The sequence below is a fragment of the Bradyrhizobium sp. AZCC 2262 genome (genome assembly GCF_036924535.1).
Taxonomy (GTDB): domain Bacteria; phylum Pseudomonadota; class Alphaproteobacteria; order Rhizobiales; family Xanthobacteraceae; genus Bradyrhizobium.
This window is the reverse complement of sequence record NZ_JAZHRT010000001.1, coordinates 6,486,394-6,502,339: the sequence shown is the minus strand read 5'-3', so window position 1 is coordinate 6,502,339 and position 15,946 is coordinate 6,486,394. Positions and strand designations below refer to the sequence as shown.

General features: G+C 64.7%; 14 protein-coding genes. 8 read left to right on the top strand and 6 right to left on the bottom strand.

The window, feature by feature from the left end:
• Nucleotides 1–11: 11 nt before the first annotated feature.
• The 4 genes from V1283_RS30435 to V1283_RS30420 are packed head-to-tail and all read right to left on the bottom strand — an operon-like array spanning nt 12 to nt 4,718.
• Nucleotides 12–725, bottom strand: a complete 714-nt coding sequence (locus V1283_RS30435; RefSeq protein ID WP_334390307.1) for an ABC transporter ATP-binding protein — start codon at nt 723–725, stop codon at nt 12–14.
• Nucleotides 722–2,491, bottom strand: coding sequence for a branched-chain amino acid ABC transporter ATP-binding protein/permease (locus V1283_RS30430; RefSeq protein ID WP_334390306.1), 1,770 nt, complete (start codon nt 2,489–2,491; stop codon nt 722–724). The genes V1283_RS30435 and V1283_RS30430 overlap by 4 nt, the downstream gene beginning before the upstream one ends.
• Nucleotides 2,488–3,531, bottom strand: coding sequence for a branched-chain amino acid ABC transporter permease (locus V1283_RS30425; RefSeq protein ID WP_334390305.1), 1,044 nt, complete (start codon nt 3,529–3,531; stop codon nt 2,488–2,490). Before V1283_RS30425 ends, V1283_RS30430 begins: the two co-directional genes overlap by 4 nt.
• A 38-nt stretch (nt 3,532–3,569) precedes the next feature.
• Nucleotides 3,570–4,718: an ABC transporter substrate-binding protein gene (locus tag V1283_RS30420; RefSeq protein ID WP_334390304.1), complete on the bottom strand. Its 1,149-nt coding sequence runs from the start codon at nt 4,716–4,718 to the stop codon at nt 3,570–3,572.
• 139 nt (nt 4,719–4,857) lie between these two features.
• On the opposite strand from V1283_RS30420, the gene V1283_RS30415 reads away from it, so the two are divergent.
• From V1283_RS30415 to V1283_RS30385, 7 genes are all read left to right on the top strand, one after another.
• Nucleotides 4,858–5,682 (top strand): alpha/beta fold hydrolase, encoded by an 825-nt coding sequence (locus tag V1283_RS30415; protein ID WP_334390303.1) that lies wholly within the window; start codon nt 4,858–4,860, stop codon nt 5,680–5,682.
• 515 nt (nt 5,683–6,197) lie between these two features.
• Complete coding sequence (locus tag V1283_RS30410; RefSeq protein ID WP_334390302.1) at nt 6,198–6,998, top strand: aspartate/glutamate racemase family protein; 801 nt, start codon at nt 6,198–6,200, stop codon at nt 6,996–6,998.
• A gap of 9 nt (nt 6,999–7,007) precedes the next feature.
• Complete coding sequence (locus V1283_RS30405; RefSeq protein WP_334390301.1) at nt 7,008–7,436, top strand: organic hydroperoxide resistance protein; 429 nt, start codon at nt 7,008–7,010, stop codon at nt 7,434–7,436.
• A gap of 26 nt (nt 7,437–7,462) precedes the next feature.
• Nucleotides 7,463–8,641 (top strand): thiolase family protein, encoded by a 1,179-nt coding sequence (locus tag V1283_RS30400; protein ID WP_334390300.1) that lies wholly within the window; start codon nt 7,463–7,465, stop codon nt 8,639–8,641.
• The gene (locus V1283_RS30395) at nt 8,638–9,879 is read left to right on the top strand and encodes an SDR family NAD(P)-dependent oxidoreductase (protein WP_334390299.1); all 1,242 of its coding nucleotides are present in this window, start codon (nt 8,638–8,640) and stop codon (nt 9,877–9,879) included. The genes V1283_RS30400 and V1283_RS30395 overlap by 4 nt, the downstream gene beginning before the upstream one ends.
• Before the next feature lie 29 nt (nt 9,880–9,908).
• Nucleotides 9,909–10,694 (top strand): cyclase family protein, encoded by a 786-nt coding sequence (locus tag V1283_RS30390; protein WP_334390298.1) that lies wholly within the window; start codon nt 9,909–9,911, stop codon nt 10,692–10,694.
• Between the two features lie 27 nt (nt 10,695–10,721).
• Nucleotides 10,722–11,879, top strand: a complete 1,158-nt coding sequence (locus V1283_RS30385; protein ID WP_334390297.1) for an ABC transporter substrate-binding protein — start codon at nt 10,722–10,724, stop codon at nt 11,877–11,879.
• Nucleotide 11,880: 1 nt separating this feature from the next.
• Here V1283_RS30385 and V1283_RS30380 read toward each other — a convergent pair whose 3' ends face one another.
• On the bottom strand, nt 11,881–13,500 hold the full coding sequence (locus V1283_RS30380) for an AMP-binding protein (RefSeq protein WP_334390296.1): 1,620 nt from the start codon (nt 13,498–13,500) through the stop codon (nt 11,881–11,883).
• A 171-nt stretch (nt 13,501–13,671) separates the two neighbouring features.
• Here V1283_RS30380 and V1283_RS30375 point away from each other — a divergent pair, with 171 nt between their 5' ends.
• The gene (locus V1283_RS30375; RefSeq protein ID WP_334390295.1) at nt 13,672–15,315 is read left to right on the top strand and encodes an ATP-dependent acyl-CoA ligase; all 1,644 of its coding nucleotides are present in this window, start codon (nt 13,672–13,674) and stop codon (nt 15,313–15,315) included.
• A 14-nt stretch (nt 15,316–15,329) separates the two neighbouring features.
• Here the strand turns inward: V1283_RS30375 and V1283_RS30370 are convergent, their stop codons facing one another.
• Nucleotides 15,330–15,839, bottom strand: coding sequence for a MarR family winged helix-turn-helix transcriptional regulator (locus V1283_RS30370; RefSeq protein WP_334390294.1), 510 nt, complete (start codon nt 15,837–15,839; stop codon nt 15,330–15,332).
• Nucleotides 15,840–15,946 lie beyond the last annotated feature (107 nt).

The window sequence follows — 15,946 nt, the reverse complement described above, 5'->3', positions numbered from 1 at the left end:
TCTTGGTCGCTCTAATGCCCGCCCAGATAGGCTGCAATCAGTTTCGGGTCGTGGATCAGGGTGTCCGCCGGACCGGACTGGATGATCTCGCCGGTTTCCAGCACGTAGCCGTAATCCGCGGTCTCCAGCGCGGCGCGGGCGTTCTGCTCGACGAGAAGGACCGAAACGCCGAGGCTCCGCAGTGACGCGATGGTGCGGAAGATTTCGCGGACGATGAGCGGCGCAAGGCCGAGACTCGGCTCATCAAGGACGAGGAGTTTCGGCTTCGCCATCAGCGCACGGCCGAGCGCCAGCATCTGCCGCTCGCCGCCCGATAACGTGCCGGCAGCCTGCTTGCTGCGTTCCTTCAGGCGCGGAAAACGGTCGAACACGTCGTCGAGGCTTTTGCGCGTCGTCGAACGGTCGCGCAGGCTGTAGGTGCCGAGCAGCAGATTGTCGGCGACCGACATGTCGGCGAAAAGCTCGCGCTTCTCGGGCACGAGGCAGAGGCCGCGCTCGACGCGTCCCTCGACATCGATCCGCGCCAGATCGGCGCCTTGAAACATCATCCGCCCGGTGGACTTCAGCAGACCAATGGCGGCCATCAGAAGCGTCGTCTTGCCGGCGCCGTTCGGACCGATCACGGTCACGATCTGCCCCTGCTCGACGGATAGCGAAACGTTTCGCACCGCCTCCACCTTGCCGTAGGCGACCGACACATTCTCGATCGAGAGCATCTGTGTCACGCGACACCTCCGAGATAGGCTTCCTGGACGCGGGCATCGCTGCGGATGGCCGCCGGCTCGCCTTCGCAGAGCTTTGAACCGAAATCGAGCACGACGATGCGGTCGACCAGCGACATCACGAACTCCATGTCGTGCTCGACCAGGAGGATGGTCAGATGATCCGCGCGCAGCGATCGCAGCAGTTCGGCTAGCTTGAGCTTTTCCTGGCGGCGCAGTCCGGCCGCCGGCTCGTCGAGGACGAGCAGCGTCGGATCGGCGGCGAGCGCGCGGGCGATCTCGAGCACGCGCTGATTGCCGAGCGGCAAATTGCCGGCGAGCTCGAACGGCTTGTCGCCGAGCCCGACCCGTTCGAGCTGCTGCAGCGCTTCGTAGCGCGCGCTGGCTTCTTCCGCCTGGTTCAAACGCAGGGCGCCGGCGAGCAGGCCGGTCCTGGTGCGCGAGTAGGTGCCGAGCAGCACATTGTCGAGCAGCGTCATGCGCGGGCGCAGCTTGACGTGCTGGAAGGTGCGAGAGATTCCGGACCGGGCAATGTGGAATTGCTGGTCGCGGGAGATCGAGCGGCCCGCGAACGCGATCTCGCCGCTGTTGGTGCGCAACGCGCCAGTGAGCAGGTTGAACATCGTGGTCTTGCCGGCGCCGTTCGGCCCGATCAGTCCGAGGATTTCGCCGGACCTCACCTCGAAGCTGACATTGTTGACAGCGACGAGACCACCAAATCGCCGCTGCGCGTCGCTCACCTTAAGAAGAAGCGTGCCGGGCTCCGGTTGATCTCGAAGCGGTAATGGATCAGCCACTTGCGGACGAGACTGCTTCAGGTCGGGCAGAAAACCGGAGAGGAACGGGACGATGCCCTGCCGGGCACGTTGCAGGAACAGGATGAACAGCGCCGAGAAAGCCACGATCTCAAGCTGGCCGGAGGCGCCCTTGGCGATCAGCGGCAGGTAGTCCTGCACGGAATTCTTCAGGAGCGTGACGATGGCAGCACCGACCACGCCGCCCAAAATGCTGCCGGCGCCGCCGACCATCGCCATCATCAGATATTCGATGCCCATGCTGGCGTCGAACGGTCCGGGACTGACGAAACGGCCGAGATGGGCATAGAGCCATCCGGACAACGCGCCGAGGAACGCGGCGATCACGAATGTCACCAGCTTGATCTGGAATGCGCTGATCCCGAGGCTCTCGACCAGGGTGTTGCCGCCGCGGAGCGCGCGCATCGCGCGGCCGATGCGGGAGTCGAGCAGGTTGTAGCAGAGAAGGAGGATCGCAACGACGATGGCCCAGATCAGGAAATAGATCTGCCGGCTTTCGACCAGTGCGACCGGGCCGATCGAGATCGGCGGAATGCCCGAGATGCCGTTGTGTTGACCGAGGCCATCGATGTTGCCGAACAGGAACGCGATCGCGAGTCCCCAGGCAACCGTGCTTAGCGACAGGAAATGGCCGCCCAGCCGCAGCGTCACGAAGCCCAGGATCGCCGCGATGCTGCAGGTAAGAACCACGGCCAGCACCAGCCCAAGCCAGGGCGAATAGCCGTTCACTGCCGTGACCCAGGCGGTTGAATAGGCCGCGACGCCGACGAAAGCCGCCTGGCCGAACGACACGATGCCGCCGACCCCGGTCAATAGCGCAAGCCCGATGGCGGCAAGCGAGTAGATGCCGATGTAGTTCAGCAAGGTGATGCTGAACGGATTGAGCACGAAAGGCGCCGCCACGAGGCAGGCAATAGCCGCGGCGATGATGAGACGGATCTGCTGCGGGGTCATTCCTCGACTTCCTCTTCGGAATGCTGCGAGGCGAACGAGCGCCAGAGCAGGACGGGGATCAGCAGCGAGAAGACGATGACGTCCTTCAATGTGCTGCTTTGGAATGAGGCGAAGCTTTCGATAATGCCGACGCCGAATGCACCGAGCGCCGCGCCTGGATAGCTGGCCATGCCGCCGACGATGGCGCCGACAAAGGCTTTCAGTCCGAGCAGGAATCCGGAATCGTAGAAGATGGTGTTCACCGGCGCGATCAGGATGCCGGAGACGCCAGCCATCAACGACCCCAACAGGTACGCGATGGTCCCGGCGCGCGCGGGCCTGATTCCCATCAGCCGCGCGCCCGTGCGGTTCAGGGCGGTCGCGCGCAGCGCCTTGCCGATCAGCGTGTAGTCGAAGAACAGAAACAGCAGGCCGCTGAACACGAGCGCCGCCGCCAGGATCAGCACCGTCTGTCCGGAAACGTGTACGCCGGCGATCTCGAACGCCATCGACGTTAGTGGCTCGGTCCTGACGCCTTCGGGGCCGAAGAACAGCAAGCCAAGTCCGACCAGCGCGAAGTGCAGCGCGACTGAGACCGTCAGCAACAACAGAACCGAGGCATCTGCGATCGGGCGGAAGACGATCCGGTCCAGCAGCGGCGAGATCGGCATGATCAAGAGCAGCGCCAGCACGATCCGGACCGGCATCGGCGGATTGAAACGCATCGTCAGCCAGACGATGCCGACGACAATCAAGGGCAACACGAGATAGCCGAGGACGGCCTTCGGCACCGCGCGAAGCTCGCCGGCGCGCGCCAGCGAGACGACCTCCATCAGGCAGGCCATGCACGCGAGCACGACAACCAGCCCGACCGTTCCGGGAAGCTGCCTGGCGTCGAGCGCCGCCAGCGTCAGCGCCGTGAAGGCGGCGATGTCTCCGAACGGAATGAAGATCACCCGCGTCACTGTGAAGATCAGCACGGTGCCGATCGCCACCAGGGCGTAGACCGCCCCGGTGGCTATTCCGTCGATCGCAAGGATCGCAGCGATGTCTGCCGTCATGCCGTCGGCCGTCCTTCCGTGTTACGCCTCGACACCGCTCAGGGCTGATAGGTCCAGGCGCCGTTGACCAGGCGGACGATCACCAGCGCGCGCTCGTCCACGCCGTAATAGGCACCGGGCTTGAAGTTGTAGACCGCGTGCACGCCCGGGAGCTCCTTGGTGTTGAGGATCTCGTCGCGCAGGGCCTTGCGGAATTCGACGGTGCCGGGTTTCGCGGTCTTCAGCGCCCGCTCGGCGGCAGAGGTGAAGATCCGCCAACCGTCGAAGGAGTAGGCCGAGAACCCGTCCGTGGTCGGGACGTTGTTGGCCTTCAGGAAGGCCGCGCGGAATTCGAGCGCAAGCTTCTTGGCGAAGTGGTTGTCGGGAAGCTGCTCGGCCACGATGACCGGGCCGGCGGAGACCTGGATTCCATCCGCGGCCTTGCCGCCGACGCGCACGAAATCGGGATTGACCAACGCGACCGTACCGTAAGTCTTGCCCTTGAATCCACGTTCGCCGAGCGCGAGCAGCGGCAGGGCGCCCTGCGTGCCAGATCCGCCGATCAGTACGGCATCCGGACGCACCGCGAGAACTTTAAGGATCTGGCCCGTGACCGACGTGTCGACGCGCGCATAGCGCTCATTGGTCAGCACCTTGATGCCGTCGTCGGTTTCGGCTGCCTTGGCGCCGTTGTAGACGAGGTCGCCCCAGGCGTCGGAGAAGCCGATATAGCCGATGTTCTTCATGGCGTCGCGCTTCATGCGGTCAGCGACGATCTTGACCAGCAGCGCGGCGGGTTGCGGAACGGAGATGGCCCACTGATCCGCCGGATTCGGTTGTCCGGTCAGCGGGGAGACGGCGATCATCGGCACCTTCAACTCGGTCGCGACCGCCATCATCGCGATGGTCGACGGGGTGGTTGCGGTGCCGATCAGGAGATCAACCTTCTCTTCCTCGATGAGCTTGCGCGCGTTGCGGGTCGCGGCGGAAGGATCGGAGCCGTCGTCGAGCTGGATCAACTTGATCTTCTCGCCGTTGACTTCGCTTTTGTATTCCATGGCGGCCTGGATACCGCGGCCGTATGGGATGCCGATCGAGGCGCCGGGGCCACTTAGCGACGTCACGAATCCGATCGTGATATCGGCCTGTGCGGTCGAGGCCGCGACGAGGCTGCCGACGAGGGCAGTCAAACTCAACATCTTGCGCATTGCATTCCCCTTGGTTGATAACAGCCGCGACCTGAGCGAGATGTCAGCATGGATCGAGGTCGGACCAGCACGATCGATGCCGCAGTTGTTGCCGAAAGCCGGCGCGGGCCTGGTCCCCGCATCCGGATGGAGTTGTGAAATGAGCGCCACCAGAACCGGTTCCAACGTCGAGCGTCGCTTCGTCACGACGCCTCTTGGCCGCATCCATGTCGCCATGGCGGGAAGCGGTTTTCCTGTCCTGTTGTTGCATCAGACGCCGCGCTCGTGGGACGAGTATCGCGATGTGCTGCCGCTGCTCGGCCGCGACTTCCGCGCGATCGCGATGGACACGCTCGGTTTTGGGGATTCCGATTCCCCGGCCCGCGATCCCTCGATTGAACTGTGGGCCGAGGGCGCGCTCGCGCTGCTCGACGCGCTGGAAGAACCGTGCGCCGCGGTCGTTGGCCATCATACGGGCGCGGTGATCGGGGTCGAAATGGCTGCCTCCGCGCCTGCGCGCGTGAGCGCGCTGGTGCTCTCGGCCTGTCCTTTCGTCGATGCGGCGCGCCGGGCCAAACACCACGGCACGCGTGTCATCGACGATGTGGAGGCGCGTACCGATGGCGCTCATCTCGCGGAGCTCTGGGCGCGCCGGCAGCCATTCTATCCTGCTGACGATATCGATCTGCTGCAGCGCTTCATGATCGACGCTCTGCGGTCCGGCGAGATGGCGGCGGAGGGCCACCGGGTGGTGAATCGCTATCGGATGGAGGACCGTCTGGGGCACATCCGGTGTCCCACGCTGGTCATTGCTCCAACGGGCGATCCGCACGTTCATCCGGTGGCTCCGAAAGTCGCTGAAGCCATCGAGGGCAGCATCTTGCGCGAGCTCTCAGGAGGCATGGTGCCGCTCCCCGATCAGATGCCGGAGGCGTTCGCAGGCTTCATCCGTGATTTCATTGCCGCCCAGGCGGTCAAGAGATGAGCGGCCAAGAACTGAACGCACAAGAGCTGAAACGGCGGGACCTGCGGCGGCGAGTGCGAACCCGCCCGTAGCACTCGCTGTCCCGAGGTCGATGATCTCAGCCACGATTGAAGAGCCTTTATCAACGCAACCCAGCGCGACGTGCGGTTTGCACGGCGCCCACTCCCTGTCAATTGTTTAAAGCCTAAAGTATTTCTCGGCCGCAGGTCAATACGCCAGATTCGCGCTCCGGGGAAAAAGTTTGAGGCGCCGCGCGTGGCCGCGAGTGCTGAATTCGCTTGTGCAAAAGGGTAAGGCGCTATCTGCCTGTCCTTTCGGCAAACCGATCTTGTCGTGCGCAGCGTGCGCCGGCGCGCCGTTCAATTGACGCCAAAATTATTTTGTGGTTGAAATATTTCGGTCGATGGGTTGGCGTCACTCTACGGCGCGCCTCCGCAACGACAGGCTTGTGCGTGTCGTCACCCTCCGTGATCGCGGAGGTTCGGCACGGTCCGCCTGTGAACAGGATACCCGCTGTGCGCATCTTCTGGCAGAGCTTCGTCGACCAGGCTACGAGCGCGCCCTATATGGCGCGGCTTGCGGCCTATCTGAACGAGATCGCGGCGCCCGGCACCAGCGTCCATGTCGAGGGCATCACGCCGGCCGACCGCGACTTCGGCCGCCTGAGCGAATTTCGTTGCGCGATCCAGGCAGTCGACAATGGGCTCGCGGCCCAGGAAAACGGTTTTGACGCCTATGTCATGGGCCACTTCCAGGATCCGGGACTGTACGAACTGCGTTCGGCGCTGACGATTCCCGTGGCCGGTGCCGGCGAGGCCACGCTGCTGGCGGCCTCGCAGCTTGGACGGCGCCTCGGCCTGGTCACGCTCGACTCAGCTTTCGAGGTCTGGCATTACGAGCAGGCCGATCGTTACGGACTTTCGGGCCGCGTGTTGCAGGTCGTCGGAATGGGCTGCCGGCCGGAGGATTTCAGCGCCGCGTTCGCGGGCGATGCGGCGGCAAAAGCGCGGATGCTGACCGACTTCGCGGTTTGCGCACAGCCGCTCGTCGACCGTGGCGCCGACGTCATCATCCCGGCCGGCGTGTTGCCAGGCCTTCTCATTGCGAGCGAGCACGGTTTCAAGGTCGGTCATGCGCCCGTGGTGAACTGCGCGGCAGTGGCGTTGAAGAGCGCCGAGATGTGGGTGCAATTGCAGCGTCTCAACGGCACCGAGCCGAGCCGGGGGCCGAGTTTTGCGCTGGCCAACGACCGCGCCCGCCAGGATTTCCGCGCCACCGTGACGCGCATGCAAGCCGGCAAACCAAAGAGCCCTTGAGGACAAGACATGCTGCAGCCAGACAAGATTCTGTATGAAGCCGAAGTGACGGCGACCGGCGGGCGCGACGGCAAGGCCGCGAGCGACGACGGGCTGTTGTCGGTGTCGCTGTCGTTGCCGAAATCGCTGGGCGGGCCGGGCGGACCGGGAACCAATCCGGAGCAGCTTTTTGCTGCCGGTTATGCCGCGTGTTTCCTCGGCGCGGTAAAACTCGTCGCGCGTACCCGCAAGATCACGTCGTCGGCGGAGCCGACCGTCACCGCCAAGGTCGGCATGGGGCCGGTCGCGGTCGGCTACGCGCTCACCGTCGAACTCAAGGTACTACTGCCTGGGCTGGAGAAATCCGTCGCCGAGGAAGTCGTTGCCGGCGCGCATGAACGCTGCCCTTATTCCAACGCGACGCGCGGCAATATCGACGTCAAACTCACCGTGCTCTGAGCAGCTCACAGGAACCCGGTAGTCCGATGCAGAGCTCCATCCGAACACCTTATGATCGGGTCGTGATGGCGGTTCCGGTGACGATTCCTTACGCGCGCTACTCGATCGAGAGCGCGCAGTGGTGGATCGGCCGTGCGTTGAAATCGCTGGTCGATGGGGCCGGAATCACGCCGCGCGACATCGACGGCTTCTGTGTTTCGAGCTTTACGGCGGGGCTCGATAGCGGGATCAGCCTCACCCAGCATTTCGGCTTGTGCGTGCGATGGATCGACACCATTCCACTCGGGGGCGCGAGCGCGATCGCCGCGCTCCGCCGCGCCGCGCGCGCGGTGCAGGCGGGCGACGCCCGCATTGTGGCCTGCGTCGCCGGCGACACCAACCATGTCGACTCTTTCCGCTACACGCTGGAGAATTTTTCACGTTTCAACCAGGATGCCGTCTATCCCTATGGCGCCGGCGGCGCCAATGCGAGCTTTGCGCTGATCGCGCGCAACTACATGCGAACGTTCGGCGCGCGGCGCGAGGACTTTGGCAAGATCGCGGTTGCCCAGCGCAGCAACGCGTTGCGCAATCCGCATGCCCTGATGAAAGCGCCGCTGACCATCGAGCAATACATGTCGGCGCGGCCGATCGCCGACCCGATCCATCTGTTCGACTGCGTGATGCCGTGCGCGGGCGCGGAAGCCTTCCTGGTGATGAGCGAGGACGTCGCCGCTTCGCTGAAGCTGCCTGCCGCCAAAATTCTCTCCACGATCGAGCGCCACAACGCGTTCGGCGACGATCCCGTTCAGGTGCGGGGCGGGTGGGCGATGGATGTCGACGAGCTTTACGCGATGGCTGGCGTCAAGCCCGATGATCTCGACTTCGTACAGACCTACGATGATTACCCCGTCATCTCGATGATGCAGTTCGAGGATCTCGGTTTCTGCCGCAAGGGCGAGGGCCCGGACTTCGTGCGGCAGCATGATCTGACGATCGACGGCAGCTTCCCGCACAACACCTCCGGCGGCCAGCTCTCGGTCGGGCAGGCCGGCGCGGGCGGCGCCTATCTCGGGGTGGTCGAAGCGCTGCGCCAGGTGCTCGGGCAGGCCGGTCCAACGCAGGTTAGGGATGCGCGCATCGGGTTGGCGTCGGGCTTCGGAATGATCAACTATGATCGCGGCCTCGCCTCGGGCGCGGCGATCCTCGCGGGATCAGGCTCATGATCGAACCGATCTTAAAACCGCGCCGGAAGAATCCGCTACAGCGGACACGGCTGCCGACGTCGCCGCCGCGCGCGCGTAGCCGCGCCTCGCACGGTTTTACGCGGGCCGCCGCCGAAGGCCGCTTCATGCTGCAGCGCTGCGGCGCCTGCGGGACATTCTGCTATCCGGCGCGGGACGCGTGTCCGGCGTGCCTTTCTGCCGATCTCGCCTTTGCGGACGCACCGCGGCGCGGCACGCTCCTGAGCGAAACCACGCTGCACGTCCCGGCCGACGTGCACTTCCGCGAGCGCGCGCCATGGCGCGTCGGCCTGGTTGCGATGGAATGCGGGCCGAAACTGGTGACGCACCTGCATGCCGATTGCGAAGAGGGGCGGCCGGTCGTGATGTCGTTTCAACTGGACAAGAGCGGGCAGGCGGTGGCCTTCGCGCACCCCGAACGTGAGACCCCCAACATGACCGACGACAGGCAGTGGCGTGAGATGACGGCCGATCCGAAATTCCGGCGCGTTCTCGTGACGAACGGGCGGAGCATCGTCGGTCAGGAAGTGGTGACCGCGCTGAAGGCGGTCGGCGCATCGATCGTATTCGTAGGCGTCGCCGAGCCGTGGAAGCCGTTCCGCGGCGAGGATGCGTTGCGCGCGCTGGAGGGCGTCGAGATCGTGCCGCTCGATATCGGCGACGAGAAGTCGGTTGCCGATCTGGCGGCCGATATCGGCGGCAAGGTTGATATTCTCGTGAACACCTCCGAGCATGTCCGCGCCGGCGGGCTGCTCGATCGGCAAGGCACCAGCGTCGTGCGCGACGAGATCGACCAGAGCTATCTCGGCTTCGTGCATCTGGCGCAGGGGTTCGGGCCGGCGATGCAGATGCGGGGCTCCGATGGCGTCAACAGCGCCGCCGCCTGGGTCAACATCCTGTCGGTCTATGCGCTGGCGAACTGGTCGGTGTTCGGCGCGTATTCGGCGTCGCAGGCTGCCTGTCTGTCGCTGTCGCACTGCCTCCGAGCGGAGCTTCGCCCTGGCGGCGTCAAGGTTGTGAACGTATTTACGGGACCGCTCGACATCGAATGGTTCCAGACAGTGCCACCGCCAAAGGTCGCGCCTCGCGCGGTTGCGGGTGCGATCGTATCGGCGCTCAAGCGCGGATTGGAAGATGTGTTCGTGGGTGATGTCGCCGAAGACATTCGCCAGCGCCTTGCGGCCAACCCCAAGGCGGTCGAGCGTGAACTCGGGGCGTAGGTGGGCTTGTTGAAAACGGGAGAAGCGCAATGGACAGCAATGGTCTCATGCAATTTGCCGGTGCGGTTGCATCCGGCGCGGTGCGCGTCGTCGATCTGACCTTCACGCTCAGCCCGGACTTTCCGGTCATCGTGCTGCCGCCGGAGTTCGGCCAAGCCGCGCCGGTGCGCATCCAGCAGATTTCCCGTTACGACGGCGCCGGCCCCGCCTGGTACTGGAACAATCTGACCTTTGGCGAGCATACCGGCACGCATTTCGACGCGCCGATCCATTGGTTCACCGGCAAGGACCTGCCGAACAATTCGGTCGACACGCTACCGGTGCGCGACATGATCGCGCCGGCTTGCGTGATCGATTGCTCGACGCAGGCAGCAAAGGACGCGGATTTCCTTTTGACGATTCCGGTCGTCGAAACCTGGGAAAAAAGCCACGGGCGGATTCCGGAACGGCATTGGGTGCTGCTGCGCACCGACTGGTCGAAGAAAGGCTGGCGCGACTACGCCAATCTGAAGGACGACGGCGCGCATACGCCCGGTCCGAATGCGGCCGTGATGCGCTGGCTCGTCGAGGAGCGCGGCATCATCGGCCTCGGCACCGAGACGATCGGAACCGATGCCGGGCAGGCCGGTCATCTCGAGCCGCCCTATCCGGCGCACCATTTCCTTCATGGCGGCGGGCGTTACGGCCTGCAGTGCCTGTGCAATCTCGATCAGCTTCCGCCGACCGGCGCGGTGATCGTGGCCGCGCCACTCAAGATTCAGAACGGCTCGGGCAGTCCGCTGCGTGTCCTTGCGCTGGTGCCCGGGCAGGGCTGAGCCTCCTCTCCCACATCGAGTGACATCATGAAAAACAAGAAGACACTGTTGATCGGCGCCGCACTCCTGCTCGGCGCGGTCACGCCGGTGCGCGCCGAAATCCTCGTCGGCTTCGTCACCGGCCTGAGCGGGCCGGTGTCCTCGATCGGTGTGCCGAACGCCAAGGGACTGGCGGCGGGTCAGGTATATGTCGGCGAGATCGATGGCGAAAAAGTTCGTGTCATCCAGCTCGATGACGGCTCTGACCCGGCCGCGTCGACGCGCAACGCCCGCAAGCTGGTCGAACAGGAAAAGGTCGACTTCCTGATCGGCACATCAGGCGCGCCGCAGACGCTGGCGATGGCCACCGCGGCCATCGAGATGAAGGTGCCGATGGTGGCGGTCTCGCCGATCGCGCCGGTGCCGGCCGGGGAGGGCGGGCCGTGGGTGGTGCAAACGCCGCAGCCGACGCCGCTTCTGGTTCACGGCATCGTCGATCACATGAAGGGCCGCAACGTGAAGACAGTAGCGTTCATCGGCTTCTCCGACGCCTTCGGCGACCTGATGTACAACTCGCTGCTGCAAGCCGCCGAGAAGGCCGACATCAAGGTGATCGCGAACGAACGCTATGCGCGTTCGGACAACTCGGTCACCGCGCAGGTGCTGCGCGCAATCTCCGCGCGGCCCGACGCGATCATGCTGGGCGGCACCGGAACGCCCGGCGCGCTGCCCGTGATCGCGCTGGCCGAGCGCGGCTACAAGGGCCCGCTCTACGGCAATCACGGCATGATCAGTGCAGATTTTCTGCGGCTTGCCGGCAAATCGGCCGAGGGCGTCATCTGCCCGACCGGACCGGTGACGGCGGGCGAACAGCTTCCCGAGAGCAATCCAATCCGCAAGGTCGTTCTCGCATTCCGTGCGGCTTATGAGAAAGCCAATGGCGAGGCGCCGGCCGATGCGTTTTCACCCTATGCGTTCGATGGCTGGCTGGTGTTCATGGATGCCGCCAAGCGCGCAAAGGCGACGGGCGCGACACCCGGCACGCCCGTCTTCCGCAACGCGCTCCGCGAGGCGCTGTTCACGACCAAGGAGGTCGTGGGCACGCACGGCATCTACACCTACACGCCGGCCGACCGCCACGGCGTCGACGATCGCGCGCGGATCTTGGTCCAGATCGAAAACGGGAAATACAGGCTGCTGCCGTAACTCAGGCGTGGCGCAGCTTCGCTTTCAGCGCGCGCATGTCGATTGCGCGGTTGGCGCTGACGGCCGCAGCCGCGAGCGTCTTGATCTCGCCCCGGGCGAGCTTGCGTGTTGACGACAACGGCAATTCGTCGACGATGGCGATGTAGCCGGGCACCTTGTGATAGGCGAGGCGCTCGGCGCAGGTCTTGACGATCGAGGCCGCCAGCGCGGCTGCGTCGTCGATCTTTTCATTCGGCACGATGAAAGCAAAAACCTCCTCGCCGCGGATGTCGTCGGGGACGGGTGTCACCGCGCAGCCGCCAATGCGTGTGTCCATGTAAAGCGCGCTTTCGACCTCGAGCACGCCGATGTTCTCGCCGCTGCGCCGCACGATGGTCTTCTTGCGATCGAAGAAATACATCAGCCCGTCTTTGTCGACGAAGACCAGGTCCCCGGTGTGGAACCAGCCGTCCTGCCATGCGGCCTCGGTGGCTTCTTCGTCTTTCAGGTAACCGCTGAAGAATCCCGCGCGGGCATCTTCACCCTTGGCGCGGACCAGCAATTCGCCGGGTTTCCCAAGCGCGACATCGGTGCCCTGATCGTCAACGAGGCGATACTCCATGCCGTCAGATGGTCGGCCGACGCAGCGCGCGCCAAAGCCCGCCGGTTCGCGCGCGGTGGTGGTGGCCGCAGCACCTCCGGTCTCGGTCATCGCCCAGGCCTCGACGATCGGGATGCGGTAGCGCTCCTCGAAGGTGGCGCGGTGGCGGACATCGACGCCTGGCGCGAAGGCGAAGCGCACGCGATGTTGCCGTTCCACCTCGGTCACGGGCAACTGAAGCAGAATGGCGGGAATGACGCCGAGACAATGCACGACGGTCGCGCCGGTGTCGGCCACGCACTGCCACCAGCGGTTGGCGTGAAAGCGGTCGAGCGGAACCACGGCGCCGCCGAGCACCATCATGCCGACTGCGCTGCAGCCGAGTGCGTTCATGTGAAACATCGGCAACGGCGTCAGGTTAATCTCGCGGTCCGCCTGCAGCTCGGCCACGCCGCCCTGTGCGAGATACCAGTCGGCGACCTGGAGGAAATAGCGGTTCGAAAGCATGCAGCCCTTGGGCTTGCCGGTGCTGCCTGACGTGAACAGCAGCGCGCATTCGCCGTTGAACTCGGCATCCTGGGCGTTGACATCCGTCTGGCACGGTGGGATGCGGCTGTCGGTATCGATCAGGCGGGCGCGCCCGAGCTCCGCCCCCTTTGTCACCTGCATACGATCTGATGCCGCCACCAGCAGATCGGCCTGCGACAGCTCAAGCTGGAAGGATAATTCGTCGGGCCGAACATCGGGATTGATCGGAACGATCGAAACGCCGAGCGCATTGAGCGCGAGCCAATGCAGGAAGAAGACCGGGCGATTTTCAAGCAGCAACGCAACCCGCGCCCCGCGTCCATAGCCGGCGGCCGCGTATTCGGCGCGCAGCCGGTCTACCTCGGTCTTGAAGGCGCCGTATTCGATTCTGAATCCTTGCGGCGCGTAGGGCAGTCCTGCGCTTGCTGGCGCGAGCAGGAATGGCGCGTCCGGCCGCCTCGCGGCCGTGGCTGCGAAGGCATCGGATGGCGATCGATACGTGTCGAGGCTCATTGCGGACACAGCTCCTGTTGATGCCTCCAGCCGCCACAAGGGATGGCAACCGGAACCCGGACGCAGTCCTTGCTGCGGCGACAGGTTTCGTGAATACTTTAAGCCTAAACTATCTGGTCGGCCAAGTGCGATCTATCGCAGATCGACCCGGCGAAAACTCAGGAGGCGCGGGTGCAGGCAGGTAATAGCAGCGCGGCCAGGCAGCGGCCGGGTGGGCCGATCTGGTCGCAGGCGACTGAGCGCTTCCCGCCGGCGGGCCGGATTCTCTCGACAATTCTGACGCGGCAGGCCGCCCAATACCGCGACCGCACCCTGTTCGTCTTCGGCGAAACACGATGGAGCTATGCCGAGACGGCTGCGATCGCAGCCGCATCCGCGGGCCGCCTGCTGCGCGCCGGGGTTCAGGCCGGCGACCGTGTCGCGCTGATGTGCTCGAACCGGCCGGAATTTTTGGAAGTCTATCTCGGCTGCGCCTGGATGGGCGCCGTGACGGTGCCGATCAACACCGCGCTGCGCGGCTTCCAGCTCAGCCACATCCTGCGCAACTCCACGCCGAAACTGCTGGTGATCGAGTCTGGCTTTATGCCGGCCATCGAAACGCTGGAAGGCGATGTCGCCCCGCCGGATCTTGTCTGGACAATCGGCGATAGGGCCGCGTCTTCGGTTGCGCCGGGATCGACCTCGCCGCTGCTCGCGCTCGGCGAGGGGGCCTCGCCCGCGCCCGTGCGGCCGGACGACACGGTCGTAATTCTCTATACATCCGGCACCACGGGGCCTTCCAAGGGCGTCTGCTGCCCGCAGGCGCAGATGTTCTGGTGGGGCGTCCACTCGGCGCGCGCGCTCGAGATCCGCGAGGGCGATGTGCTGTTCACGACGCTGCCGCTATTCCACACCAATGCGCTGAACGCATTCTATCAGGCGCTGCTGAACGGCTGCACCTACGTGCTCGAACCGAAATTCTCCGCCTCCGGTTTCTGGGCAGCGGCGCGACGGCATCAGGCAACCGTCGGCTATCTCCTCGGCGCGATGGCCGTGATGCTGCTGGCGCAGCCGAAATCCGCCGACGACACCGCGCATTTCCTGCGGGTCGCGCTCGGCGGCGGCGTCCCCGGTCAATTTCACGGTCCGTTTCTCGAACGCTTCGGTGTGCCGCTGCTCGACGGCTACGGCTCGACCGAAACGAATTTCGTGTTCGCAAGCTCCATCCCGTCCGATCGCCCCGGCACGATGGGTCATCTCGTCGAGGGCGTGGAGGCCTGCATCGCCGGTTCCGACGACGCGCCTCTCCCTGACGGTGAGGTCGGCGAGCTGTTACTACGCTCGCGCGAGCCGCTCGCATTCTCGACGGGCTATTTCGGAATGCCGGACAAGACGGCCGAAGCCTGGCGAAATCGCTGGTTCCACACCGGCGACCGCGTCGTGCGCGATGCGGACGGCCACTACCGCTTCGTCGACCGGATGAAGGATTCCATCCGCCGGCGCGGCGAGAATGTTTCATCCTGGGAGGTGGAGCAGGTGCTGCTGAAGCACCCCGCGATCGCTGCCTGCGCCGTCTATCCGCTGCCGTCTGAGCTCGTCGAGGACGAGGTTGCGGCCGCCGTCCAGCTCGAACCTGGCCATGCGCTGGAGCCGATCGATGTCGTCAGGCATTGCGAGGGCAAGATGGCCTATTTCGCGGTGCCGCGGTTTGTCCGGATCGTCACCGAAATGCCGCTCACCGAGAACGGCAAGATCCGAAAGGTCGCGCTGCGCGAGGCCGGAAAAACGCCCGACACCTGGGACCGCGACGCCGCCGGATACAAGTTGCGCCGCTAGCCTTGCAGCGCATATCAAGGGCGGTCTTGCTCTATCGCGCGCTTCACGGCGTTCTTCAGGTCGTCGAGTTCCCTGACCAATCCGTCGAGCCGTTCTTTCGGAAATTCGGCCAGCAGCGAAGCCAGCCAGCGGCCATGCTTCTTTGCCATCCGCCTGAACGCCTTCCTGCCCTCGGCCGTCATGCAGACGATCTGCACGCGACGGTCGAGCGGCGACGGCGACCGCGTGATGAAACCGTCTTCGACCAGGCGATCCACGATCGGAGTGAGATTTCCGGCCGTGACCATCAGGCGCTTCGGCAGCTCACCCAGCACCAGCCCAACGGGCTCGCGATCGAGCTGTGCCAGAACATCAAAGCGCGGCATCGTGAAGTCGAACTCTTCGCGGAACTGGCGCCGAAGGTCCGCGCCGATCAACGACGTACAGGCAAGGAGGCGAAGCCAAACCCTGACCTGAGCGCGGTTATCCGCGTCTTCCTCGGTCATGTTCGCTTCGTCGATCAGCGCGAGCTCCTTGCCGGCCATCAATCCAGGTCTCCCGAAATTTCCTGTGCGGCCGAGCGGATCGGCATCAAAGGTTTCTGAAACAAACGTGTAAATCCTTTAAGACCAAATCAAGTGTTCGGTACGAG